The sequence below is a fragment of the Amycolatopsis keratiniphila genome (assembly GCF_000400635.2).
Lineage (GTDB): Bacteria > Actinomycetota > Actinomycetes > Mycobacteriales > Pseudonocardiaceae > Amycolatopsis > Amycolatopsis keratiniphila.
Genome location: NC_021252.1, coordinates 937057 through 960540, shown reverse-complemented (window position 1 = coordinate 960540; position 23484 = coordinate 937057). Strand labels below are relative to the sequence as shown.

Here is a 23484-nt window from a genome sequence, read left to right as displayed (position 1 = left end):
CCTCCACCGGACGGACGCGGAAGCGTCGCCCTTCTGGTTGAGTTCGCCGTATGAAACAGCCGTCGGCGCTCTCCCAGCGGGTGGCGTACACGATCGACGGGCTCCTCGCGCTGGTGCTCGTCGTGGCCGTCGGCGGGAACCTCGCCGCGCAGACCTGGACGTTCCTCGTCGTCATCCCGATGTGGCTCGCCTGGGCGACGGTCGCCGCCAGCGGGATCGCGGTCGCGCTACGGCGGCACCGCCCGCTGCTCGCCTACGGTCTCGGCCTGGGCAGCCTCGTCCCGGCGCTGATCGCCGGCAACGGGCTGGCCCCGGCCGCACTCCTGGCCACCGGATGCGCCCTGTACACCGTGGCGCTGGAACACCCGCGGGCCCGCTCGCTGATCGCGATGGGACTCGGGCTCGTCGTCGTCATGGTCTTCGAAGTGCTGCGGCTCGGGCCGAACACGATCGCGTCGACGGCCTTCGCGGGTGGAGGGGTCGCGGGCTCGTGGGCACTGGGCTGGATGACCCGGCAACGACGCGCGAACCTGGCCCAGCTCGCCGAAACCCAGGCCGATCAGGCGGTTTCCGACGAACGGCTGCGCATCGCGCGCGAGATGCACGACGTCGTCGCCCACAGCATGAGCCTGATCGCGGTCAAGGCGGCCGTCGGCAACCACGTCGCGGAGCAACAGCCCGAAGAAGCACGCGAGGCGTTGCGGGTCATCGAACTCACCAGCCGCGAGACCCTCGTCGAACTCCGGCGGATGCTCGGCGTCCTCCGTTCCGGTGACGGGACGCCCGAGGCCGCGCTCGGGCCCGCGCCGAAACTCGCCGATCTGCGGACCCTGGCCGAACGCGCCGGACAAGCCGGGGTGCGGGTCGAGCTGACCGGCGAGGCCGTGGACGATCTGCCCGAAGGTGTCGCGCTTTCGGTCTACCGCATCACGCAGGAGGCGGTGACCAACGTCGTGAAGCACGCGGGACCGTCCGCGTGCCGGGTCACGATCACCGAAGGCCCCGGTGAGGTCAGCGTCGAAATCGTCGACGACGGGCGCGGCGAAGGCTCGCCACCCGCCGTGGGCGGGCACGGCTTGATCGGCATGCGCGAACGCGTCGCCGTCTACGGTGGTGACTTCGAGGCGGGCCCGCTGCCCGCCGGGGGATTCCGGGTGTTCGCGCGGCTTCCGTACGCCGCCAAGGAAGTGGGGACACGATGATCCGCGTACTGATCGCCGACGACCAGGCGTTGCTGCGCGGCAGCTTCCGCGTGCTCGTCGACAGCGCGCCGGACCTCGAAGTCGTCGGGGAGGCGAGCGACGGCGCGGAGGCCGCGGAACTCGCCGAGAAGGAACGTCCCGACGTCGTGCTGATGGACGTCCGCATGCCGGAGCTGGACGGCATCGAAGCGACCCGGCGGATCTGCGCGTCGGCCGCCACCGAAGGCGTCCACGTGCTGATGCTGACGACGTTCGATCTCGACGCCTACGTCTATTCGGCCCTGCGCGCGGGCGCGAGCGGCTTCCTGCTGAAGGACACCCCGCCCGCCGAACTGCTGACCGCGATCCGCGTCGTCGCGGCGGGCGAAGGGCTTCTCGCCCCTTCGATCACGCGACGGCTCATCGCGGAGTTCGCCCGGCTGCCCGAACCCGGCCAGCGCGTCGCGGCGTCGCTGGACAACATCACCACGCGCGAACGCGAGGTGCTGAGCCTGATCGCGCGGGGCCTGTCGAACGACGAGATCGCCGGGACCCTGCACCTCGGGCTGGCGACGGTGAAGACGCATATCGGCCATCTCCTGCACAAACTCGCGGCGCGGGACCGGGCGCAGCTCGTGATCGCGGCCTATGAGTCCGGGCTGGTGCGGGCCTCGGTCCAGTGACCGGTCAAGTCCGTGTTCTGGGTTAGAGCCAACCGCGTCGCGGCGTGATCGAGGCCGTCACTCGCGTGATCGGACACGTAACTCGCGTGACTGGATGCCGCACTCGGGTGTTACGCCGCTGATCACGCGAGTTACGGCTTCAATCACGCGAGTTCCGAGCCGCGTCACCGCCAGGCCTCGGCCCTTCGAACCTCGTGAGTGGCGTTTCGGGTTAGAACACGAAACGCCACTCACGACCACCTGTACCGAGACGTTGCCTACGCCACACGCGAAGTGACCGTCGAGTAGCTAGGCTGCGGTTTCATGAGCAGTGCGACGGAGCCGCTCGGGACGCCGCCCGAGGACGAACCGGACATCCACACGACGGCCGGCAAGCTGGCCGACCTGTACCGCCGGTATGACGAGGCGGTGCACGCGGGTTCCGCGAGGGCGGTGGAGAAACAGCACGCCAAGGGCAAGAAGACCGCCCGCGAGCGGATCGACCTGCTGCTGGACGAGGGCTCCTTCGTCGAGCTCGACGAGCTGGCGAAGCACCGCTCGGTCAACTTCGGCCAGGAGAAGAACCGCCCCTACGGCGACGGCGTCGTCACCGGCTACGGCACCGTCGACGGCCGTCCGGTGTGCGTGTTCAGCCAGGACGTCACCGTCTTCGGCGGTTCACTCGGTGAGGTGTACGGCGAGAAGATCGTCAAGGTGATGGACCTGGCGATCAAGACCGGCCGCCCGATCATCGGCATCAACGAGGGCGGCGGCGCGCGGATCCAGGAAGGCGTCGTCTCGCTCGGCCTGTACGGCGAGATCTTCAACCGCAACGTCAAGGCGTCCGGCGTCATCCCGCAGATCTCGCTGATCATGGGCGCCAACGCGGGCGGGCACGTCTACTCCCCCGCGCTGACCGACTTCGTGGTGATGGTCGACAAGACCTCGCACATGTTCATCACCGGCCCCGACGTCGTGAAGACCGTGACCGGCGAAGAGGTCTCCTTCGAGGAGCTCGGCGGCGGGCGCACGCACAACACCCGTTCGGGTGTCGCGCACTACCTCGGCTCCGACGACGAAGACGCCATCGCGTACGTGAAGGAACTGCTCGCGTTCCTCCCGGCGAACAACCTGTCCGAAGCGCCGCTGTTCGAGACCGGCTCCGCTCCCGGTGGGTTCTTCGACGACGTCACCGACACCGACCGCGAGCTCGACACGCTGATCCCGGACTCGCCGAACCAGCCGTACGACATGCACGAGGTCATCAACCGCGTCGTCGACGACGGTGACTTCCTCGAGGTGCACGAGCTGTTCGCGCCCAACATCCTGGTCGGCTTCGGCCGGGTGGACGGGCGCAGCGTCGGCATCGTGGCGAACCAGCCCACCCAGTTCGCCGGCTGCCTCGACATCGACGCCTCCGAGAAGGCCGCGCGGTTCGTGCGCACCTGCGACGCGTTCAACATCCCGGTGCTGACCTTCGTCGACGTGCCCGGCTTCCTGCCCGGTACCGACCAGGAGTGGAACGGCATCATCCGGCGCGGCGCGAAGCTGATCTACGCCTACGCCGAAGCGACCGTCCCGCTCGTCACCGTCATCACCCGCAAGGCGTACGGCGGCGCGTACGACGTCATGGGGTCGAAGCACCTCGGCGCGGACATCAACCTGGCCTGGCCGACGGCGCAGGTCGCGGTCATGGGCGCGCAGGGCGCGGCGAACATCGTGCACCGCAAGACGCTCGCCGCGGCCGCCGCCGACGGCAAGGACGTCGACGCGCTGCGGGCAGAGCTGATCCAGGAGTACGAAGACACCCTCCTGAACCCGTACGCGGCGGCCGAGCGCGGTTACGTCGACTCGGTGATCGTGCCCGCGCACACCCGCGGCCACGTCGCGAAGGCGCTCTCGCTGCTCCAGGGCAAGCGTGAGTCGCTGCCGCCCAAGAAGCACGGGAACATCCCGCTGTGACCGCGCCCGAAACGCCGCTGCTGCGCGTCGTCCGGGGCAACCCGGACGACGCCGAGCTCGCCGCGCTGACCGCCGTCGTCGCGGCGGCGGCCGGTGCGCGGGCACCGGAACCGGCGCCGAAACGGGATTCGTGGTGGGCGGACAAGGCTTCGCTCGTACGGGCTCCGCTCGCTCCCGGAGAGGGCGCCTGGCGCGCTTCGGCGCTTCCTCGCTGAGAGGGGCTCGGCGGGCTATCGTGACAGTCCTGCCGACCGCGATCGCCTCAGAAAGCCGTGCGTGACGAACCAGGACCACCTCTCCACCGAGTTGCGCCGTCTGCGCAAGGCCGCCGGGCTGTCCGGTACCGAAGCCGCGAGACTCACCGGCCTCAGTCAGTCGAAGGTGTCGCGCGTCGAGACCGGCGCGTTCATGCCGACCGAGGACCAGGTCGTCGCACTGTGCCGCGTCTATCACGCCCCCGCGAAGGTCCGGCGGGAGCTGGTCGCGATCACCCGGGACCTCCGCGAGGAGGCGGCGTCCGCCCGCGTCGTCTTTCAGCGCGGTGCCTGGCGGATGCAGCAGCGCATCGGCAAGATCGAGACGGCCTCCGCCCGCATCCGGAGTTTCCAGCCGACGATCGTGTTCGGCCTGCTCCAGACCCGCGACTACATCACCGCGCTGTTCAGCGACACGCTGCCGGAGGACGAACGCGACCAGACGGTCGAGGCCCGGCTGGAGCGTCAGCGGATCCTCGATTCGAATCGCCGGTTCCATTTCGTGCTCACCGAAGGCGCGCTGCGCTGGAACATGGGCGGCGCGGAGACCATGCTGGCCCAGCTCGGCCACCTCATCGAGATCTCCCGCCGCGATCGCGTCCGGCTCGGCGTGATCCCGTGGACCACCCCGGTGTCGGTCCCCGTCCTCCACGGCTTCGACATCTACGACTCGCGCGCGGTACTCCTCGGGACGCAGACGGCCACGGCCCTCGTCACGGACGAACGCGAAGTCACCGACTACGAAAAGAACTTCGCCGAGGTCGAGCGCTACGCCACCTACGGCGACATCGCCTGCGGACATCTGACGCGCATCGCCGCCGACTACCGACAGCTCGCGGCCGGTTCACTTCGGTGACCTAAGACCCTTGGCCTTATGCACTCCGAGAGTGCATCGTATGTAAAGCAGCTGTCGGTGAAGGTCCCTTTCCGTGCGCCGAACGCGATCATCGGAGCCGCTCACCGACCGATCGGCACAGATCACCCGATCTCGCCAACCTTGCTGCCGCGCAACCCGTCTACTTGCCGAAACAGTCACTGGGGAAAGGCCCTCCTATGACCACCTGGCACGAGAACATGACCGGCTGGCACAAATCGACCTACACCCACTGGGAAGAGAACGCCTGCGTCGAGGTCGGCACCGCGCCCGGCCTGGTGGGCATCCGGGACACCAAGCAGTGGGCGCTGCCGGACGAGACCCGGCCGATCCTGGTACTCCCGGCCGAGTCCTTCGCCGCGCTCCTCGAACACCTCGGACGATGAACGACGTCGCCGAGCCGTACATGGTCCACGATCCGCGGGAGATGGCGGGCCAGCTGATCAACGGCAACTGGATCGTCGCGCGGTGGGAACACCTCGGCGAGGACGAGGACCTCGACCACTGGACCGCCGTCCTGCGCGGGCACTGCGAAGAACTCGACGTCGATCCGTATGTCATCAACATCCCGCGGAAGAGCCTGACCATCGTCTTCAACGGCGCGCTCCCCGCGCCGACGTTCGAACAGCTGGAGAACTCGATCGCGGCCATCGAGTACCACCGCTTCCTCGAACGCGAGATCGGGCCGCGACCGCTCGACTAGCGGCCGGCCGAAGCACCGACACCCCCCTTGAAGATTCAACGCTGCCTGGCATATATTCCACAAGGAATAATCAGCAGGGAATCTTCCAAGGGGGACAATCATGGCCGCGAAGCTCACCCCGCTCGCCATGGCGGTGCTCGAACTCCTGCATGAGCGGCCCATGCATCCGTACGAGATGGCGCAGCTGATGCGCGAGCGCTTCGTCGACACACGCGTGAAGGTGAAGGCCGGCTCGCTCTACCACACGGTGGATCGCCTGGTGCAGAACGGTTTCGTCGAGGTCGTCGAGACACAACGGGACGGGAAGCGCCCCGAACGCACCGTGTACGCGATGACGGACACCGGCCGCGACGAGTTCGTCGCCCGGGCGCAGGACATGCTGGCCAACCCCGCCGAGGAGTACCCGGAGTACCTCAGCGCGCTCGCCGTCATCGACGAGCTCGGCCCGGAGATGTCGCTCACCCAGCTCAAGCACCGTGTGCTGCGACTACAGGCCGCCATCGCCTCCGACCAGGTCGTGCTGGAAAACCTGGTCAACGAGCACAAGCTCCCGGAGATCTACTGGCTCGACTGGTCCTACGCCACCGCGCGGCGGGCCTTCGAGCTCGAGTGGACCCAGAAACTCGTCGCAGACCTGGAATCCGGCCGCATCCGGTTCCAGGGTCACTGCACGCCGCAGCTGAACCTGGTCACCGAGGACGACAGTGATGAACGCAAGACAAGCTAATCCCTGGGCCGCGCTTTCCGCGCTGTGCCTGGGTTTCTTCATGATCCTGCTGGACACCACGATCGTTTCGACCGCGATCCCCGCGATGCTGCGGGAACTCGGCGCCGGGCTGAACGCGATCGTCTGGGTGATCAGCGTCTACCTGCTCACCTACGCGGTGCCGATGCTGTTCGCCAGCCGTCTCGGCGACCGATTCGGTCCGAAACGCGTCTACCTGGCCGGGCTCGTGGTGTTCACGCTGGCCTCGCTGTGGTGCGGCGTGTCCGGTTCGGTCGAAACGCTGATCGCGGCCCGCGCGGTGCAAGGCCTCGGCGCCGCTTTGATGACGCCGCAGACCCTGGCGTTCATCAGCCATCTGTTCCCGCCGTCGAAACGCGGCCCCGCGATGGGACTCTGGAGCGGTGTCGCCGGGATCGCGGCCATCGTCGGGCCGGTGCTCGGCGGCGTACTCGTCGACCACCTCGGCTGGGAATGGATCTTCTTCGTCAACCTGCCGGTCGGTGTGGTCGCGATCGCGCTGGCGCTGCTCAAGGTGCCGGACTGGCAGCCGAAACACTCGCATTCCTTCGACGTCCCGGGGATCCTGCTGTCCGGCGCCGGGTTGTTCTGCGTCGTCTACGGCGTCCAAAATGGACAGCATTACGACTGGGGACGCGTGTTCGGGCCGGTCACCGTCTTCGAGATCATCGGCTTCGGCATCGCCCTTCTGGTCGCTTTCGTGGCGTGGCAACGGCTCAACCGCCGCGAACCGCTGCTCCCGCTCGGCGTTTTCGCGAACCGTAACTTCTCGGCCGGGGCGCTGACGGCGGTCACCGTCGGCTTCGCGATGACCGGCATGTTCCTGCCGCTGGTGATCTACCTCCAGGCCGTACTGGGCGCGTCACCGACGATGTCCGGCCTGGTGTTCGCGCCGATGTCGTTGCTGGGTGGTCTGATCGGCCCGTTCGTCGGCCGCGCTTCGGACAGGGTCAACGCGAAGATCCTGCTGATCGTCGGGCTCACCGCGCTCGCCGCCGGCTTGGGCCTGACGGCCCTGATCGCCGAAGCGGGCGCGAACGCGTGGGCACTCACCCCGGCGCTGGTGGTCGCGGGCGTCGGCATCGGCTTCATCTTCGCGCCGATGGGCAATCTGGCGATGAGTTCGGTCGAACCACGGCTCGTCGGGACCGCGTCGGGCATCTTCAACACCGCCCGGCAGGTCGGCGGCGTGCTCGGCAGCGCGGCCGTCGGTGTGCTGCTGCAGGCACGGATCAGCGCATCGATCGCCGGCGAGGCGGCATCGGCCGCGAGCGCGTTGCCGGAGCAGTACCGGGCGCCGTTCGCGGAAGGCGTCGCGAAGGCCGCGGAATCGACCGGTGAGTTCGGTCCCTCCGGCGCGGCCGCTTTCCCCGGCCTGCCGCCCGGTGTCGCCGAGCAGGCTCAGCGGCTCGCGCTCGAAGCCGTCCACAATGGACTCACCGACGCGGCACGGGTGGCGCTGCTGCTTCCGGCCGCGGTGCTCGCGCTGGGCGTGGTCGCCGCGCTCACCATGCGGCGCTCTTCGCGGGCACCCCACCCGCCCGCTCGCGAACCCGCCGCCAGCGCCGCCTGACCCCTGCTCCCGCAAATGTCAGGAAAGGGTCGTTCATGACATTTTTCGTCCTGAACGACCCTTTCCTGACATCGGGCTACCGGCGGTACCGCAGGCCGTAGCCGTACGGGTACAGCGCCTTCTTGCCGTCACCGACGTTCACCGGTTCCTGCGCCGCGCTGACCGGCCAGCTGAACGTCAGCTTCCCGGTCGGGTTGTAGTCGCCGTAAAGGACATCGGCGACGCCGGCGCCTTCGCTGCCCGGGAGCCAGGCCGCGACCAGCCCGTCGAACCGCGGCAGTTGCGCGGCGATGTCGAGCGGGCGGCCGGACACGGTCACCACGACGACCGGGACACCGGAGCTCTTCAGCTTGGCGATCGTGGCGAGGTCTTCCGCGTCGAGTCCGAAGCCGTTCGGCCGGTCTCCCTGTCCTTCGGCGTACGGCGTTTCGCCCACCACGGCGACGGCGACCTGGTAGCTGCCGTCGATTCCGTCACCCGCACGGTCATAGGTCACCGTGGTTCCCTTCCCCGCCCCCGACTTGATGCCGTCGAGGATGGTCGTGCCCGGGATCACCGGGCCGCTCTGTCCCTGCCAGGTGAGCGTCCAGCCGCCCGCCTGGTTGCCGATGTCGTTCGCGTTCTTGCCCGCGACGAAGATCTTGTTGTTCGTCTTCGCCAGCGGCAGTACACCGTCGTTCTTCAGCAGCACCTGGGATTCGCGGACGGCCTGGCGGGCCAGCTCGCGATGTTCCTTGCTGCCGAACGTCTTCTGAAGCGACCGGTCGGTGTACGGGTGCTCGAACAGGCCGAGTTCGAACTTCTCCGCCAGGATGCGGCGGTTCGCGTCGTCGATCCGCTCGCGCGAGACGCGCCCCGCCTCGACTTCGGCCTTGAGGTAGGCGATGAACTGCGGCGCGTCCCACGGGACCATGAACATGTCGATGCCCGCGTTGACCGAGAGCCGCACCTCTTCGGGGGTGAAACCCTCCTTGCCGTCGATCTGGTCGATCGCGTTGTAGTCCGAGATCACCAGCCCGCGAAACCGCAGTTCCTTCTTGAGGACGTCGGTGATGAGGTACTTCTGGGCGTGCATGCGCACTCCCTGGAAGCTGGAGAACGAGATCATCACCGAGCCGACCCCGCGGTCGATCGCCTCGCGGAACGGCGGCAGGTGGATCTGGCGCAGCTCTCGTTCGCTCACCTCGGTGTCGCCCTGGTCGACGCCGTTCGTCGTGCCACCGTCGCCGACGTAGTGTTTCGCCGTCGCGAGCACTGATCCCGGTTTCTCACCGAGCCTGCGCCCCTGAAGCCCCGTGATCGCCGACGCGTTCGCGATGGCGTCACGCGGGGATTCACCGAAGGATTCGTAGGTCCGGCCCCACCGGTCGTCACGGGCGACGCACAGACACGGCGAAAAGTCCCACTGCGGACCGGTTCCGGCGACTTCCAGCGCCGTCGCCCGGCCGATCTTCTCGACCAGGCGCGGATTGTTCGCGGCGCCGAGGCCGATGTTGTGCGGGAAGATCGTGGCGCCGTAGACGTTGTTGTGGCCGTGCACGGCGTCGACGCCGTAGATCGTGGGAATGCCGAGCGGCGTCGAAACCGCCGCCTTCTGGTACGAGTCGACCATGTCGGCCCACCCGGTCGGTGTGTTGCTCGCCGGCACCGAGCCACCGCCGGAGAGCAGGGACCCCAGTTTGAGCGCGGCGGCCTGGTCGGGGGTGACCGCGCCGCGTTCGGCCTGCGTCATCTGGCCGATCTTGTCGTCGAGGCTCATCCGCTTGAGCAGGTCGTTCACCCGCGCGGACGTCGAAGCGTGCGGGTTCTTGTAGAGCGGTCCCGGGGCGGCGGACGCCACCGGGGTCAGGGCCGAACCGGCCAGGAGCAGTCCTGCGAGCACTGTGGTTTGCGTCGTGCGAAGAGATCTTCTGACGCGGAGGCGGGGCGACATTGGTTCCTCCGTAGCTCGAACAATCCATATGTTGCGCGCCACAACAAACTAGCTCCACGTTCGGGTGTTCCAGGTCACAATCGGGCAACGGCGAGCCGTCGAGTACCTTCCTCACGTGCGTTTCGTTCTCGCGTCCCAGTCCCCCGCCCGCCTCGGCGTCCTGCGTTCCGCCGGCTTCGATCCGAGCGTCGTCGTGTCCGGCGTCGACGAGGACGCGGTCGCCGCGTCGCTGACCGATCCAGCCCCTGAAGAGCTGGTCCGCGCGCTCGCCGCCGCGAAGGCCGAGGCGGTTTTCGAGGCGCTGGGCGGCCACTCCGACCTGGTCATCGTGGGCTGCGATTCGATGCTGTCGATCAACGGCGAGATGGTCGGGAAGCCGATCACGCCGGAAGCCGCGCGCGAGCGCTGGGCGTCGATGGCGGGCAAGACCGGTGAACTTCTGACCGGCCACGCGATCATCCGCGTCGAGAACGGGGAGAGGACGAAGGAAGCCTCCGGAACCGAAGGCACCACTGTTCGCTTCGGCACACCGTCGCAAGAAGAGATCGAGGCGTACATCGCTTCCGGAGAGCCGCTTCAGGTGGCCGGCGGCTTCACCCTCGACGGGCTCGGCGGCTGGTTCATCGAGGGCATCGACGGTGATTTCTCGAGCGTCATCGGAATCAGCCTGCCGCTGACCCGGCGGTTGCTGACGGAGGTCGGTGTGAGCGTCATCGATCTCTGGACTCGTCCCGCATCCTGAGACAGCTCCCACACGATCGGGTGATCCGGAAGAGTCCTGCCTCGCCGAACGTTCTTCACGTTCGGGAAATCAGGAAACCTTCACGCACCGGAGTCGCCCCGTGTCTTTCATTCGGACCTATACCAGGCCAAGGGTCTTCGCGGCGGCGGTCCTCGGCTCGCTCGTCGTGGGCGCCCTGCTCGGCGTCCTCGCCAGGACGACCGAGGCGAGCTGGCTGACCGACCTGCTCGACCAGATCGGCACGATCTTCACGACGCTGCTGCAGATCGCGGTGATCCCGCTGGTCTTCACGGCGATCGTGGTCGGCATCAACAGCCTGCGCAACCTCGGCGGCGGCAAGAAGGCCGCGAGGCTGGGTGGCAAGACCGTCCTGTGGTTCGCGATCACCTCGTTCATCGCGTCGCTGATCGGCATCGCCGTCGCGAAGCTGTTCAACCCGGGCAGCGGCGGTCTCGGCGAAGGCGTCGCCGCGACCGCGAAGAACGCGGACAAGGCCACCAAGAGCGTCGACAACTGGGGCTCTTGGAGCGCCTTCGTCGAAGGCTTCCTGCCGAAGAACTTCTTCGCCGCCTTCACCGAAGGCTCGACGCTTCAGGTGCTCTTCCTCGCCGTGCTGATCGGCGCGGCGGCCTACAGCCTCGGTGACAAGGCCAAGCCGTTCGTCGACTTCACCACCAGCGTCTTCGAGATCATCCAGCGCTACCTCGGCTGGATCGTCCGGCTCGCCCCGATCGGCATCGTCGGCCTGATCGGCGCCGCGGTAGCGAACTACGGTGACGCGCTGTTCCGCCCGCTGTTTACCACCACGCTCGCGGTGTACGTCGGCTGCCTCGTGGTGCTGCTGGTGGTCTACCCGATCCTGCTCCAGTTCGTGGCGAAGGTCAGCCCGCTGAAGTTCTTCTCGAAGGCGGGCACGGCGATCCAGTTCGCGTTCGCTTCGCAGTCTTCGGCCGCGACGCTGCCCCTCACCCGGCAGTCCGCCGTGAACCTGGGCGTCCAGCCCGCGTACGCCGCCTTCGCGACTCCGCTGGGCAGCGCCACGAAGATGGACGGCTGCGCCGCGGTGTTCCCCGCGATCGGCGCCATCTTCATCGCGAACCTGTCCGGGGTCTCGCTGAACATCTGGCAGTACGTCGGGATCGTCGTGGTCGCCGTGCTCGGCGCGCTGGCCACCGCGGGCACCACCGGCTGGCTGACCGCGCTGACCCTGACCACCGCGTTCATCGGCCTCGACGCGCAGCAGGTGGCGCTCGGGATCGCGCTGATCTACTCGGTGAACCCGATCATGGACATGATGCGGACCGCGACCAACGTCGCCGGCCAGATCGTCGTGCCGGTGGTCGTCGCTCGCAGCGAAGGCCTTCTGGACGACGAGGTGCTCAACTCGCCGACGGACCCTTCGCCGACTGAGAGCGGCGAAGCGGCTACTTCTTCCGCGAAGGAGCCTGCCACCGCGGGTGCGTGACGCTTCTGCCGGTACGTGAAGGCCCCCTTCACTGCGTCTAGCGCAGTGAAGGGGGCCTTCACGTACTTGGGCCGGGACCGGCCGCCGGTGGTAGCAAAGGTCCCTTGCTCCCCGCGCTGTGGCGACTGTGTGGATTTCGGGTCATCCAACGCACCAAAATCCACACAGTCCGTACGCATCGCTACGCGGCGTACAGGGTGTGTGGAAATAGGGACACTCAACGTCCCTATTTCCACACACCCCCGCCTCCCGCCACCAGTGGTAGCAAAGGTCCCTTGCTCCCCGTCAGGGGCAGGCCCGCAGGTCCGCCTTCGACAGCCGCACATCCGGCCATCCCCTCAGCTCCGAAGGCGCGGTGTACCGCCGCGTGCACCCCACGGAACCGCGGGCGACGTCGTAGACCTCCGCGAGCACCGGCGCCGCCTGGCACCGCGCCGACCCGGACTGCGCGCCGGGACATTCGTGCCGCACGACGATCACGTCCGCGACCCCGTCGGCGGTCACGTCGTTCAGGGCGATCGTCCCGGCATCGGAGAAATACGGCTTCCCGGTGTCCCGCCAGATCCCGCCGCGCGCGACGAACAGTTCGCCCGCCGCGCCGCCGCCGGTCTCGCCGCGCACCAGGCACACCGGCGTCGAGCCGTCGACACAGCGCAGAGAATCGCCCTTCAGGGTGACCCCCATGTCGTTGATCATCAGCGGGTACGCGGTGTCCGCGCCGATCCGGACCACCCCCTGCTTCCCCGCGGAGTCGGCCAGCAGCACGACGGGCAGCCCGCCGACGGTCATCGCGCCGATCTCCCGGCAGACCGAGTCGCCGCAGTTCACCCCGGGCGCACTTGGGGCACCATCGGACACGGGAGGCACGCCAGGGTCACCGGCGGGCGTCGGAGCGGCCGGGCGGAGCAGGATCACGGTGACGATCACGCCGGCCGTCACCACCACCGCCAGCAGGGCGGTGAGCAGCACGGATCGTGGCGCCCGCGCTTCCTGTGTCCGCATATCCGAGAGCGTAAGTGATCTAGCGCAGAGTGCACGTCTATGTTGTTCCTGTGACGAACCCCGGACTGCCCACCGCACTGTTCCTTCCGACGGCGAAAAAGCCGAAGGACTACTCGAGCGCGGAGATCGAACTCCGCGCGACCAAGGACGGCCGGATGGCGTTGATCGCCTTCAGTTCCGTGCAGCGTCTGGTCGAGTGCTGCGGGCCGCATCAGCCGTGGGCGCTGGTCAAATCCGAGCACCTCGGCCGGATCCACCAGGCCCAGCCGTACGACCTGATCGTGCTCGATTCCGATCTTCCGGAAGAACTGCGGCACCGCGAAGCCCTGGTGTAGCGCCTGTTAGAAGAACTACGGCACCGTGAGTCGCTGCTATAAACAGTGTCACCGGGTGGCCTTGCTCTCACTAATCAGAGCGGGAACTTCCGTAAACTGCTGCGGAGCCGCATCGGGGCGGCCCGACGTGCGAACGCAGGAGGTACGGCGTGACCGAGCAGGCCGGCACAGGTGGTCCGGTGACCAAGATCCTGATCGCGAACCGCGGGGAAATCGCGGTACGGGTGATCAGGGCGGCGAAGGACGCCGGGCTGACCAGCGTCGCCGTCTACGCCGATCCTGACCGCGACGCACCCCACGTGCGCCTCGCGGACGAGGCCTTCGCGCTCGGCGGCACCACCGCGGCCGAGAGCTACCTCGTCTTCGACAAGCTGCTCGACGCCGCCAAGCGATCGGGCGCGGACTCGGTCCACCCCGGTTACGGGTTCCTCTCCGAGAACGCGGACTTCGCCCAGGCCGTGATCGACGCCGGGCTGACCTGGATCGGGCCGAGCCCGCAGGCCATCCGCGACCTCGGGGACAAGGTCACCGCGCGCCACATCGCGCTGCGCGCCGGCGCCCCGCTCGTGCCCGGCACGAAGGACCCCGCCGCGAACGCCGACGAGATCGTCGCCTTCGCCGACGAGCACGGCCTGCCGGTGGCGATCAAGGCGGCGTTCGGCGGCGGCGGCCGCGGCCTGAAGGTCGCCCGCACCCGCGAAGAGATCCCCGAGCTCTTCGAATCGGCGACGCGCGAGGCGATCGCCGCCTTCGGCCGCGGCGAATGCTTCGTCGAGCGCTACCTGGACAAGCCGCGCCACGTCGAGGCGCAGGTCCTCGCCGACCAGCACGGCAACGCCATCGTCGTCGGCACCCGCGACTGCTCGCTGCAGCGCCGTCACCAGAAGCTGGTCGAGGAGGCGCCCGCGCCGTTCCTGACCGACGAGCAGCGCAAGCGCATCCACGAATCCGCGAAGGCGATCTGCAAGGAAGCCGGCTACTACGGCGCCGGGACCGTCGAGTACCTCGTCGCCGTCGACGGCACGATCTCGTTCCTCGAGGTCAACACGCGGCTGCAGGTCGAGCACCCGGTGTCCGAGGAGACCACGGGCCTCGACCTCGTGCGCGAGATGTTCCGCATCGCGCGCGGCGAGAAACTGCGCATCACCGAGGACCCGGAACCGCGCGGCCACTCGATCGAGTTCCGCATCAACGGCGAGGACGCCGGCCGCGGCTTCCTGCCCGCCCCCGGCACCGTGACGAAGTTCGTCGCGCCGAGCGGCCCCGGCGTCCGCGTCGACTCGGGCGTCGAGTCCGGCAGCGTCATCGGCGGCCAGTTCGACTCGATGCTCGCGAAGCTGATCGTCACCGGCTCTGACCGGCAGAACGCGCTCGAGCGCAGCCGCCGCGCGCTGGCCGAGATGGTCGCCGACGGGATGGCGACGGTGCTGCCGTTCCACCGCGTGATCGTGAACGACCCGGCGTTCATCGGCGACGAGAACGGTTTCAGCGTCCACACCCGCTGGATCGAGACCGAGTTCGAGAACACCATCGAGCCGTTCGTGGCCCCGGAAACCGTCGAGGCCGAGGAAGAGCAGCCCCGGCAGAACGTCGTCGTCGAGGTCGGCGGCCGACGGCTCGAAGTGTCGCTCCCCGGCGGTTTCTCGCTCGACGCCGGTGGCGGCGGGACGGCCGTGAAGGCCAAGCCGCGCAAGCGTGCGGGCGGCACCAAGGCCGCGGTGAGCGGCGACGCGGTCACCGCGCCGATGCAGGGCACCATCGTCAAGGTCGCCGTCGAAGAGGGCCAGCGGGTCGAGGCGGGCGAGCTGGTCGTCGTGCTCGAAGCGATGAAGATGGAGAACCCCGTCACCGCGCACAAGGCGGGCACGGTCACCGGGCTTGCGGTCGAGGTCGGCGCCGCGGTGACGCAGGGCACCCAGCTGTTCGAGCTCAAAGACTGACGAATGTCGTGGTTGACGGGGCCTCGCCCGGCCTATTCTCGAAAGGGTGAGCGAGGTTCCGTCTCCGCGGCTGCGGATCAGTGATCAGGATCGCGAGTCCGCGCTGACCGCGCTCGGCGAGCATATGACCGTCGGCAGGATCGACATCGACGAGTTCGGTGACCGGTCCGCCCGGATCACCGCCGCCAAAACCCGCGGCGAGCTGGCCGAAATCTTCCTCGACCTGCCCGAGCCGCACCCCCGCTACGACGCGCCCGCCGGCGAACCGGAGAAACCGGTGTCGCCGTGGGCGGGTATCTCCCCGACGCAACGCGTCATGGGCGCGCTCCTGCCGATCCTCTTCATCGCCACCATCGCGCTCATCATCACCACCGGCATCACCTGGTGGTTCATCCTCGTCCCGATCGGGATCAGCGCCGTCGGCGAGGGCATCTGGGGCAAGGGCTGGGAGAACTCCCACAAGAAGCTGGGGAAGCAGCGTCGACGGGAACTCGACGGCTGATCCGCCCGTAGACTCGGGACGTGGGTGCCGAGAGACCGGACATGCGGCTGAGCGACGCCGAACGCCAAGACGCGCTCGAGGCGCTGGAAGAGCATGTCCGCACCGGCAGACTCGACCTCGACGAGTTCGGTGCGCGGTCGGCGAAGGTCAGCGCCGCGAGGATGGCGAGCGAGCTCGAACCGCTGTTCACGGACCTGCCCTCGCCCCGGCCCAGCGCGCTGCTCCCCCTGCCGCCGATGCCCGGCGTCGCGCAGGCGTCCGCTAAGAACGAGGTCCAGCCATCGAAATGGCTGACGGCCAGTGCCGTGCCGATCGCCGCCGCGGTCGCGATCGCGCTGTTCTTCTTCACCCGCGGGACGTTCCTGGTCTTCCTGTTGCCGTTGGCGGTCGCGCTGATCATGAGCCGCCGTCGCTGAAGCTCCGGTTACCCTCGAAGGGTGGAACCGGTGGAGATCAACGCGGGCGAGTACTACCTGCGGCAGCTGCGGGCGGACAAGGCCCTCGACGACCGTCCCGCGCTGGTCGCGGCCTTCGCGGACCCGACGCACCGCAAGTACGTCTTGAACTACCGATTGCGGGACCTCGACGAGGCGACCGAATACGTCGCGCTGCGCGCCGCCCAGTGGGCCGGTGACGAGCGCTGTTCCTGGGCGGTGGCCGAGCCGACGACCGGGGATCTGCTGGGCGAGGTCGGCCTGCGGGATCTCGATCTCGACGCCGGGTACGCGGAAGCGTCGGTCTGGGTGCGCGCGGCGTCGCGGGGCAAGGGGGTCGCGAGCACCGCGCTCAACGCGGCCCTGCGCTTCGGTTTCGGCGGGCTCGGCCTGCGCGAGGTCAGCTACCGCTACGAGGAGACGAACGAGGTGTCCGCCTCGGTCGCCCGCAAATGCGGGTTCACCCTGGTCGGGCCCGAACTGGAGCCGGCCCCGACCGGGGAACGCCTCATCCGCTGGCGCCGTACCGCCTGACCTGCGTTTAGCGGGCTAAACGCGATCCGCCGGTCAGAAGGGGTAGGTGGGCGGCGGGTTCCGGACGGTGACCCACCGGGTCTCGGTGAACGCCTCGATGTTCGCCGCCGCACCGCCGAAGCGGCTTCCGGTGCCCGAAGCGGCGACGCCACCGAAGGGGCTGTTCGCCTCATCGCTGACGGTCTGGTCGTTGATGTGCACGATCCCGGTCGGGACGCGGTCCGCGAGCTCCAGTCCTTTGAGGACATCCCGCGTGACGATCCCCAGCGAAAGCCCGTATTCGCTCGCCGTCGCGAGGCGGATGGCCTCCTCCGCGTCGGAGAACCGCACGACCGGCGCGACCGGGCCGAAGATCTCCTCGGCGACCGCGGGCGCCGTCGGCGGCACGTCGGCGAGCACCGTCGCCGAATAGAACAGCCGGTCGTACTCGGCGCCGGCGGCGACCCGCGCGCCCGCCGCGACGCTGGCGGTGACCAGTTCGTGGATCTTGTCCCGCTGCCCGGCGTCGATGATCGGCCCGAGCGCGACCTCGTCCCGCGCCGGGTCGCCCACCCGCAACGCGGCCGCCTTCGCCGCCAGCCGCTCGACGAAGTCGTCGTAGAGCCGCTCGTGCACGAGGTGCCGGCCGGTGGTCATGCAGATCTGGCCCTGGTGGAAGAACGAGCCGAACGCGGCGACCCCGGCGGCCTCGTCGACGTCCGCGTCGTCGAGCACGATGAGCGCGGAGTTCCCGCCCAGCTCCAGATGTGCCCGCTTCAAATGCTTTCCGGCGAGTTCACCGACCTTGCGCCCGGCGCCGGTCGACCCGGTGAACGAGATGACCCGGACCGCCGGATGCGTCACGAGCGTCTCGCCGACGTCCGCCCCGCCCGGCAGCATCTGCAGCACGCCCGACGGCAGCCCCGCCTCCTCGAAGATCCGCGCGAGGACGACACCACCGGTGACGGCGGTGCGCGGATCCGGCTTCAGGATGACCGCGTTCCCCAGCGCGAGCGCCGGGGCGACCGAGCGGATACCCAGGATGATCGGCATGTTGAACGGCGAGATCACCGTGACCACACCGGCCGGGACGCGGCGCGCCATCGAGAGGCGCGGCTCTTCACTCGGCAGGAGTTCACCGTACGGCCGGCCGGGCAGGGCCGCCGCTTCGTAGCACTCCTGCTCCGCGACGTGCAGCGAAAAGCCCGCGACACCCGGCACGGCGCCGACCTCGCGGATGTTCCACCAGCGGATCTCGTCGGCGTACTCCGACCACAGCCGGGCGGCTTTACGCAGGATCGCGGCCCGTTGGACGTGCGGTGTCGCCGCCCAGGAACGCTGCGCCTCGGCCGCCGTTTCCGCCGCCTTCGCGGCGTCTTCGGCCGAGGCGATCCCGATGCTGCCCAGCACCGCTCCGGTCGCGGGCTCCGTGACCTTCCGGGTGCCGCCGGTGCCCGGCACCCAGGCACCGCCGGCGAAGATCCGGTCCGTCCACGTCGACGAGTCGAGAAACACCACAAGGCCGCCTTCCGTCTCTGTGCCTGATCAAGGAGCCCGCGGCCGCGATCGACGTCGGCAGGGCGCCGATCAAACTTCTCCCGTTCGCGGACAGGGGCCCTGCCACCGCGATAGCGGGGCCTTCGGCCGCGCGGGCTGGGACGGCCGACGCTATGCCAGATTCACTCGATCAGGCAACGATCCCTGCGCGCGCGGCACACCACTGGGCGGCAACGGTCAACTCACCGGCTCGATGATCCCCGAGCGCGCTTCGGGCGCGGCGGAGCGCAACGCGTCGGCGGCCTCGTCGCTCGGCTGCGACTGGGACTCCCGTTCCGCGTCGACCCGCGCCTTGTACACCTCGACTTCGCGCTTCTCCTCGTCCTTCGACCAGCCGAGCACCTCACCCACCAGCGTGGCGACCTGCGCGGCGCAGTCGACGCCGCGGTGCGCGTACTCGATGGAGATCCGCGTCCGGCGCGCGAGCACGTCTTCCAGGTGAAGCGCGCCCTCGTGGCTGGCCGCGTAGACGACCTCGACACCGAGGTAGTCCGGAGCGTGCTCCAGCGGCTTCAGCAGTTCCGGCCGTCCTTCGCCGAGCGCGAGGACCTCGTGCACCATCGAGCCGTACCGGTCGAGCAGGTGACGCACGCGGTACGGGTGCAGCCCGTGCTCGCCCGCCAGATGGTCGGCCTGGTTCACCAGCGCGTGGTAGCCGTCGGCGCCGAGCAGCGGCACCTTGTCCGTGATGGACGACTGCGGCCTGCCCGGCAGGTCGACGGCCGCGGCGTCGACGGCGTCGGCCGCCATCACCCGGTACGTCGTGTACTTGCCACCCGCGATCGCGACCAGTCCCGGCGCGACACGCGCGACCGCGTGCTCGCGCGAAAGCTTCGACGTCTCTTCGCTTTCCCCGGCGAGCAACGGCCGGAGCCCCGCGTAGACACCTTCGATGTCGTCGTGCGTGAGCGGTGTCGCGAGCACGGTGTTGACGTGTTCGAGGAGGTAGTCGATGTCGTGCTTGGTCGCGGCGGGATGCGCGAGGTCGAGGTTCCAGTCGGTGTCGGTGGTCCCGACGATCCAGTGGTTGCGCCACGGGATGACGAACAGCACGGACTTCTCGGTGCGCAGGATCATGCCCGATTCCGAGACGATCCGGTCGCGCGGGACGACGATGTGCACGCCCTTGCTCGCCCGCACGCGGAACCGGCCGCGGCCACCGGAAAGGCGCTGCAGTTCGTCGGTCCACACGCCGGTGCAGTTGACCACCGCGGAGGCGTGGATCTCGGTCTCCCGGCCGTCCTCGACGTCGCGCACGCGGACCCCGGAAATGCGATCGGCCTCGCGGAGGAAACCGACCACCTGGGTGGAGGTGCGCACCACGGCGCCGTAGTGCGCGGCGGTGCGGGCGACGGTCATCGTGTGGCGCGCGTCGTCGGCTTGCGCGTCGTAGTAACGGATCCCGCCGATCAGCGCGGACCGCTTCAGCGCCGGGACCATCCGCAGCGCACCGGCGCGGCTCAGGTGTTTCTGGCCGGGCACCGACCGCGCGCCGCCCATCGTGTCGTACATCAGCAGGCCGGCCGCGGTGTACGGACGCTCCCAGACGCGGTGGGTCAGCGGGTACAGGAAGCTGACCGGCTTCACCAGATGCGGGGCGATCGTCGTCAGCATCAGCTCGCGTTCCCGCAGAGCTTCCCGCACCAGACCGAATTCGAGCTGTTCGAGGTAGCGCAGCCCGCCGTGGAAGAGCTTGCTGGACCGGCTCGACGTTCCCGAGGCGAGGTCTCGCGCTTCGACGAGGGCGACCCGCAGGCCGCGTGTCGCGGCGTCGAGCGCCGTGCCTGCCCCGACCACTCCGCCACCGATGACGACGAGATCGAACTTGTCCTCACCCAGCCGCTGCCAAGACTCTTCCCGCTTGAGCGGTCCCAGCCTGGCGGGGCTGTTTTCGGCTTCGCGCTGAGAGCTTGCCACGTGACATTCCTCCTTGTGCCGCTGTGACTCCAGCATCGCACGATCGGCCGCGACCGGTCCGTTATGCGGGTGACACGTGTGGCGTAACCCTCGTCGATCTTGGAAGGATTGGTTCCCGCGGCGCCTGGAAGGAACAAATACGCGACGGTAACGTGCCACGGACGTGGGTCGGCAAGGGCGCCGTAGCACACCGTGTTCGACCCTGCGCGGAATGTCCAAAGTGGAGGTCAAGCGGTGAGTGTGGGAGCCATATTCGTCTGGGAGCTGCTGGGAACGGCGGTCCTGATCCTGTTGGGTAACGGCGTGGTCGCCAACCACGTGTTGCGGAAGAACAACGGCCACAACGGTGGCGTCGTGATGATCACCCTCGGGTGGGCGTTCGCGGTCTTCGCCGGCGCGAGCATCGCCGCGCCGAGCGGTGCGCACCTGAACCCCGCGGTGACGCTGGGCCTCGCCATCGCGGACAAGACGAAGTGGGCGGACGTCCCGATCTACTTCGCCGGGCAGATGGTCGGCGCGATCCTCGGCGCCGTGCTCTGCTGGGCCGCCTACAAGCTGCAGTTCGACGACCACCCGCAGCGCGACGAGACGCTCGGCATCTTCTCGACCGCTCCGCAGATCCCGAACAAGGCGTGGAACCTCGTCACCGAGATCATCGGCACCTTCGTGCTGGTCGCGTGGATCCTGCTCAGCCCGGTGTACGCCAACGCCACGGCCGAGGGCGGCACGCCGAACTTCGGCAACTCCGCGCTCGGCTACGCGGGTGTGGCGTTCGTCGTGCTGGTCATCGGCCAGTCCCTCGGTGGCCCGACCGGGTACGCCATCAACCCGGCCCGCGACCTCGGCCCGCGCATCGCGTACGCGTTCCTGCTGCCCATCAAGAACAAGGCCAACCCGAACTGGGGCTACTCCTGGATCCCGGTCGCCGGCCCGCTGGTCGGCGGTGCCCTGGCCGCCCTGCTCTTCCTCGCCGTCCACAACCTCACCTGAGACTGGAGTTCTAGATGACTTCGTACGTAGCCGCGATCGACCAGGGCACCACGTCGACCCGCTGCATGATCTTCGACCACTCCGGCCGGGTGGTCGCGGTGGACCAGCGGGAACACGAGCAGATCTTCCCGAAGGCGGGCTGGGTCGAGCACAACGCCGAAGAGATCTGGGAGAACACGCGGGCCGTCGCCGCGGGCGCGCTGGCGAAGGGCGACCTGGTCGCGAGCGACATCGTCGCCGTCGGCATCACCAACCAGCGCGAGACCACGCTGGTCTGGGACCGCACCACCGGCAAGCCGGTGTACAACGCGATCGTGTGGCAGGACACCCGCACCGACAAGATCGTGGCCGACCTCGGCGCGCTCGGCGGCGGGCAGGAGCGCTACCGCGCGAAGGTGGGCCTGCCGCTGGCGACCTACTTCTCCGGACCGAAGATCAAGTGGATCCTCGACAACGTTGACGGCGCCCGCGCCAAGGCCGAGGCCGGGGACCTGATCTTCGGCAACATGGACACCTGGGTGCTGTGGAACATGACCGGCGGGGTCGACGGCGGCGTGCACGTCACCGACCCGACCAACGCGTCGCGGACCATGCTGATGGACCTCGACACGCTCGCCTGGGACGCCGAGATCGCCGAGGAGATGACGATCCCGCCGTCGATGCTCCCGGAGATCCGGTCGTCTTCGGAGACCTACGGCAAGGTCCGGGAGAAGGGCGCGCTGGCCGGGGTCCCGATCTCGGGCATCCTGGGCGACCAGCAGGCGGCGACCTTCGGGCAGGCGTGCCTGTCGCCGGGTGAAGCGAAGAACACCTACGGCACCGGCAACTTCATGCTGCTCAACACCGGCACCGAGAAGGTCATGTCGGACAACGGGCTGCTCACCACGGTCTGCTACAAGATCGGCTCGAACGACACGGTGTACGCGCTCGAAGGCTCGATCGCGGTCACCGGTTCGCTCGTGCAGTGGCTGCGGGACAACCTCGGCCTGATCGGCTCCGCGGCCGAAGTCGAGCAGCACGCCCGGACCGTCGAGGACAACGGTGGCGCGTACTTCGTGCCGGCGTTCTCGGGCCTCTTCGCGCCGTACTGGCGCTCCGACGCCCGCGGCGCGATCGTCGGCCTGACCCGGTTCGTCAACAAGGGGCACATCGCGCGGGCGGTCCTGGAGGCGACGGCGTTCCAGTCGCGCGAGGTCATCGACGCGATGAACGCCGACTCCGGTGTCCCGCTGAAGTCGCTGAAGGTCGACGGCGGCATGGTCGTCAACGAGCTGCTCATGCAGTTCCAGGCCGACATCCTCGGTGTGCCGGTGATCCGGCCGGTGGTCAACGAGACTACCGCGCTCGGCGCGGCCTACGCGGCCGGTCTCGCGGTGGGCTTCTGGAAGAGCGAGGACGACATCCGCAACAACTGGGCGCAGGACAAGCAGTGGGACCCGTCGATGGACGAGACCCGCCGCGAGTCGGAGTACCGGAACTGGAAGAAGGCGGTCACGAAGACCTTCGACTGGGTCGACGAAGACTGACCTGCGGTTGTCCGTGAAGGCCTCCTTGAGGGACCCTGCGTCCCTCAAGGAGGCCTTCACTTACTTGGCGCATTCAGAGGACTAAACGCCGCCGCCGGTTTGCGGGGCACCGGTGGGCTTGACCTTCACCTGCGGCGTCTTGCCCGGCGTGCCGCACGGCTTCGTCACCGCGGCCGGGACGACCCGCGCCGAGCTCGACGACGGCGCGCTGCTGCTCGGCGGCGGTTCACTGCTCGACGGCGGACGGCTGCTGGACGGGGGCTTGCTGCTCGACGGCGGTTCGGTGGGCGTGGTGGTCGTCGGCGGCGGGCAGACGATCTCGAACTCGACGGTCGCCGTCCCACTCGCGGCGGGCAGGTTCGGCCCGCCGTCACACCGGAAACTCGCCTTGAACTTGCCGGTTCTCCCCGCGGCCTTCCCGCGCCCGTCGTAGGTCGCGCCGGACTGGGCCGAGAGCGTGACCGGACCGGTCAGCCCCGGCGACGTCACGGCGGTCCGCGTGCCATGGCAACTGGCGGTGAAGTGCAGTGCCTGCCCCGGCGCGACCTTCGCCGGGCTGACCGACAGTTTCGGCGGCGGCGCGGTGGCCGACGCCTGAGGCGCGAGGAACACTCCCGCCGTCATCGCGAGCAGACCGGCGCCCGCGACGATTCCCTTCATTCCCATGATCTTTC

23 protein-coding genes are annotated in these 23484 nt (G+C 68.7%); 18 read left to right on the top strand and 5 right to left on the bottom strand.

The window, feature by feature from the left end; genetic code table 11:
* Nucleotides 1-50: 50 nt before the first annotated feature.
* The 9 genes from AORI_RS45710 to AORI_RS45670 all read left to right on the top strand — a co-directional run bounded on the left by AORI_RS45710 (nt 51) and on the right by AORI_RS45670 (nt 7954).
* Nucleotides 51-1202, top strand: coding sequence for a sensor histidine kinase (locus AORI_RS45710; RefSeq protein ID WP_016331342.1), 1152 nt, complete (start codon nt 51-53; stop codon nt 1200-1202).
* The gene (locus AORI_RS45705; protein ID WP_016331341.1) at nt 1199-1864 is read left to right on the top strand and encodes a response regulator; all 666 of its coding nucleotides are present in this window, start codon (nt 1199-1201) and stop codon (nt 1862-1864) included. The genes AORI_RS45710 and AORI_RS45705 overlap by 4 nt, the downstream gene beginning before the upstream one ends.
* A gap of 303 nt (nt 1865-2167) precedes the next feature.
* Nucleotides 2168-3805: an acyl-CoA carboxylase subunit beta gene (locus tag AORI_RS45700; RefSeq protein ID WP_016331340.1), complete on the top strand. Its 1638-nt coding sequence runs from the start codon at nt 2168-2170 to the stop codon at nt 3803-3805.
* Entirely contained in the window at nt 3802-4020 is a 219-nt protein-coding gene (locus tag AORI_RS45695; protein ID WP_016331339.1) for an acyl-CoA carboxylase subunit epsilon, read from the top strand. Before AORI_RS45700 ends, AORI_RS45695 begins: the two co-directional genes overlap by 4 nt.
* Before the next feature lie 61 nt (nt 4021-4081).
* Nucleotides 4082-4915, top strand: coding sequence for a helix-turn-helix domain-containing protein (locus AORI_RS45690; RefSeq protein WP_016331338.1), 834 nt, complete (start codon nt 4082-4084; stop codon nt 4913-4915).
* Between the two features lie 197 nt (nt 4916-5112).
* Nucleotides 5113-5319 (top strand): DUF397 domain-containing protein, encoded by a 207-nt coding sequence (locus AORI_RS45685; protein WP_016331337.1) that lies wholly within the window; start codon nt 5113-5115, stop codon nt 5317-5319.
* Complete coding sequence (locus tag AORI_RS45680; RefSeq protein ID WP_016331336.1) at nt 5316-5636, top strand: hypothetical protein; 321 nt, start codon at nt 5316-5318, stop codon at nt 5634-5636. Before AORI_RS45685 ends, AORI_RS45680 begins: the two co-directional genes overlap by 4 nt.
* Before the next feature lie 100 nt (nt 5637-5736).
* The gene (locus AORI_RS45675; protein WP_016331335.1) at nt 5737-6363 is read left to right on the top strand and encodes a PadR family transcriptional regulator; all 627 of its coding nucleotides are present in this window, start codon (nt 5737-5739) and stop codon (nt 6361-6363) included.
* On the top strand, nt 6344-7954 hold the full coding sequence (locus AORI_RS45670) for a DHA2 family efflux MFS transporter permease subunit (protein WP_081809637.1): 1611 nt from the start codon (nt 6344-6346) through the stop codon (nt 7952-7954). Before AORI_RS45675 ends, AORI_RS45670 begins: the two co-directional genes overlap by 20 nt.
* A gap of 76 nt (nt 7955-8030) precedes the next feature.
* On the opposite strand, the gene AORI_RS45665 is transcribed toward AORI_RS45670, so the two are convergent.
* Entirely contained in the window at nt 8031-9836 is a 1806-nt protein-coding gene (locus tag AORI_RS45665; RefSeq protein WP_016331333.1) for a glycoside hydrolase family 3 protein, read from the bottom strand.
* A 166-nt stretch (nt 9837-10002) separates the two neighbouring features.
* Between AORI_RS45665 and AORI_RS45660 the strand changes: the two genes are divergently transcribed.
* Nucleotides 10003-10629, top strand: coding sequence for a Maf family protein (locus tag AORI_RS45660; protein ID WP_016331332.1), 627 nt, complete (start codon nt 10003-10005; stop codon nt 10627-10629).
* 100 nt (nt 10630-10729) lie between these two features.
* Nucleotides 10730-12094 (top strand): dicarboxylate/amino acid:cation symporter, encoded by a 1365-nt coding sequence (locus AORI_RS45655; RefSeq protein WP_043847903.1) that lies wholly within the window; start codon nt 10730-10732, stop codon nt 12092-12094.
* Nucleotides 12095-12379: 285 nt separating this feature from the next.
* Here the strand turns inward: AORI_RS45655 and AORI_RS45650 are convergent, their stop codons facing one another.
* Complete coding sequence (locus AORI_RS45650) at nt 12380-13063, bottom strand: hypothetical protein (RefSeq protein WP_016331330.1); 684 nt, start codon at nt 13061-13063, stop codon at nt 12380-12382.
* Between the two features lie 83 nt (nt 13064-13146).
* On the opposite strand from AORI_RS45650, the gene AORI_RS45645 reads away from it, so the two are divergent.
* The 5 genes from AORI_RS45645 to AORI_RS45625 all read left to right on the top strand — a co-directional run bounded on the left by AORI_RS45645 (nt 13147) and on the right by AORI_RS45625 (nt 16841).
* Nucleotides 13147-13431, top strand: a complete 285-nt coding sequence (locus AORI_RS45645; RefSeq protein ID WP_016331329.1) for an SAV_915 family protein — start codon at nt 13147-13149, stop codon at nt 13429-13431.
* 149 nt (nt 13432-13580) lie between these two features.
* On the top strand, nt 13581-15371 hold the full coding sequence (locus tag AORI_RS45640; RefSeq protein WP_016331328.1) for an acetyl/propionyl/methylcrotonyl-CoA carboxylase subunit alpha: 1791 nt from the start codon (nt 13581-13583) through the stop codon (nt 15369-15371).
* A 46-nt stretch (nt 15372-15417) separates the two neighbouring features.
* Nucleotides 15418-15873, top strand: a complete 456-nt coding sequence (locus AORI_RS45635; RefSeq protein WP_016331327.1) for a DUF1707 SHOCT-like domain-containing protein — start codon at nt 15418-15420, stop codon at nt 15871-15873.
* A gap of 41 nt (nt 15874-15914) precedes the next feature.
* On the top strand, nt 15915-16289 hold the full coding sequence (locus AORI_RS45630; RefSeq protein WP_016331326.1) for a DUF1707 SHOCT-like domain-containing protein: 375 nt from the start codon (nt 15915-15917) through the stop codon (nt 16287-16289).
* A 21-nt stretch (nt 16290-16310) separates the two neighbouring features.
* Entirely contained in the window at nt 16311-16841 is a 531-nt protein-coding gene (locus AORI_RS45625) for a GNAT family N-acetyltransferase (RefSeq protein WP_123798275.1), read from the top strand.
* A 33-nt stretch (nt 16842-16874) separates the two neighbouring features.
* Here AORI_RS45625 and AORI_RS45620 read toward each other — a convergent pair whose 3' ends face one another.
* Both AORI_RS45620 and AORI_RS45615 read right to left on the bottom strand, forming a co-directional pair.
* Nucleotides 16875-18338: a benzaldehyde dehydrogenase gene (locus tag AORI_RS45620; protein ID WP_016331324.1), complete on the bottom strand. Its 1464-nt coding sequence runs from the start codon at nt 18336-18338 to the stop codon at nt 16875-16877.
* A gap of 216 nt (nt 18339-18554) precedes the next feature.
* A complete protein-coding gene (locus tag AORI_RS45615; protein ID WP_016331323.1) occupies nt 18555-20294 on the bottom strand; it encodes a glycerol-3-phosphate dehydrogenase/oxidase in 1740 nt (579 codons plus the stop codon).
* A gap of 234 nt (nt 20295-20528) precedes the next feature.
* Between AORI_RS45615 and AORI_RS45610 the strand changes: the two genes are divergently transcribed.
* Both AORI_RS45610 and glpK read left to right on the top strand, forming a co-directional pair.
* On the top strand, nt 20529-21284 hold the full coding sequence (locus AORI_RS45610; RefSeq protein WP_200870956.1) for an MIP/aquaporin family protein: 756 nt from the start codon (nt 20529-20531) through the stop codon (nt 21282-21284).
* Between the two features lie 14 nt (nt 21285-21298).
* The gene (gene glpK / locus AORI_RS45605) at nt 21299-22810 is read left to right on the top strand and encodes a glycerol kinase GlpK (RefSeq protein WP_016331321.1); all 1512 of its coding nucleotides are present in this window, start codon (nt 21299-21301) and stop codon (nt 22808-22810) included.
* A gap of 81 nt (nt 22811-22891) precedes the next feature.
* Here the strand turns inward: glpK and AORI_RS83225 are convergent, their stop codons facing one another.
* The gene (locus AORI_RS83225) at nt 22892-23476 is read right to left on the bottom strand and encodes a hypothetical protein (protein ID WP_123798271.1); all 585 of its coding nucleotides are present in this window, start codon (nt 23474-23476) and stop codon (nt 22892-22894) included.
* Nucleotides 23477-23484 lie beyond the last annotated feature (8 nt).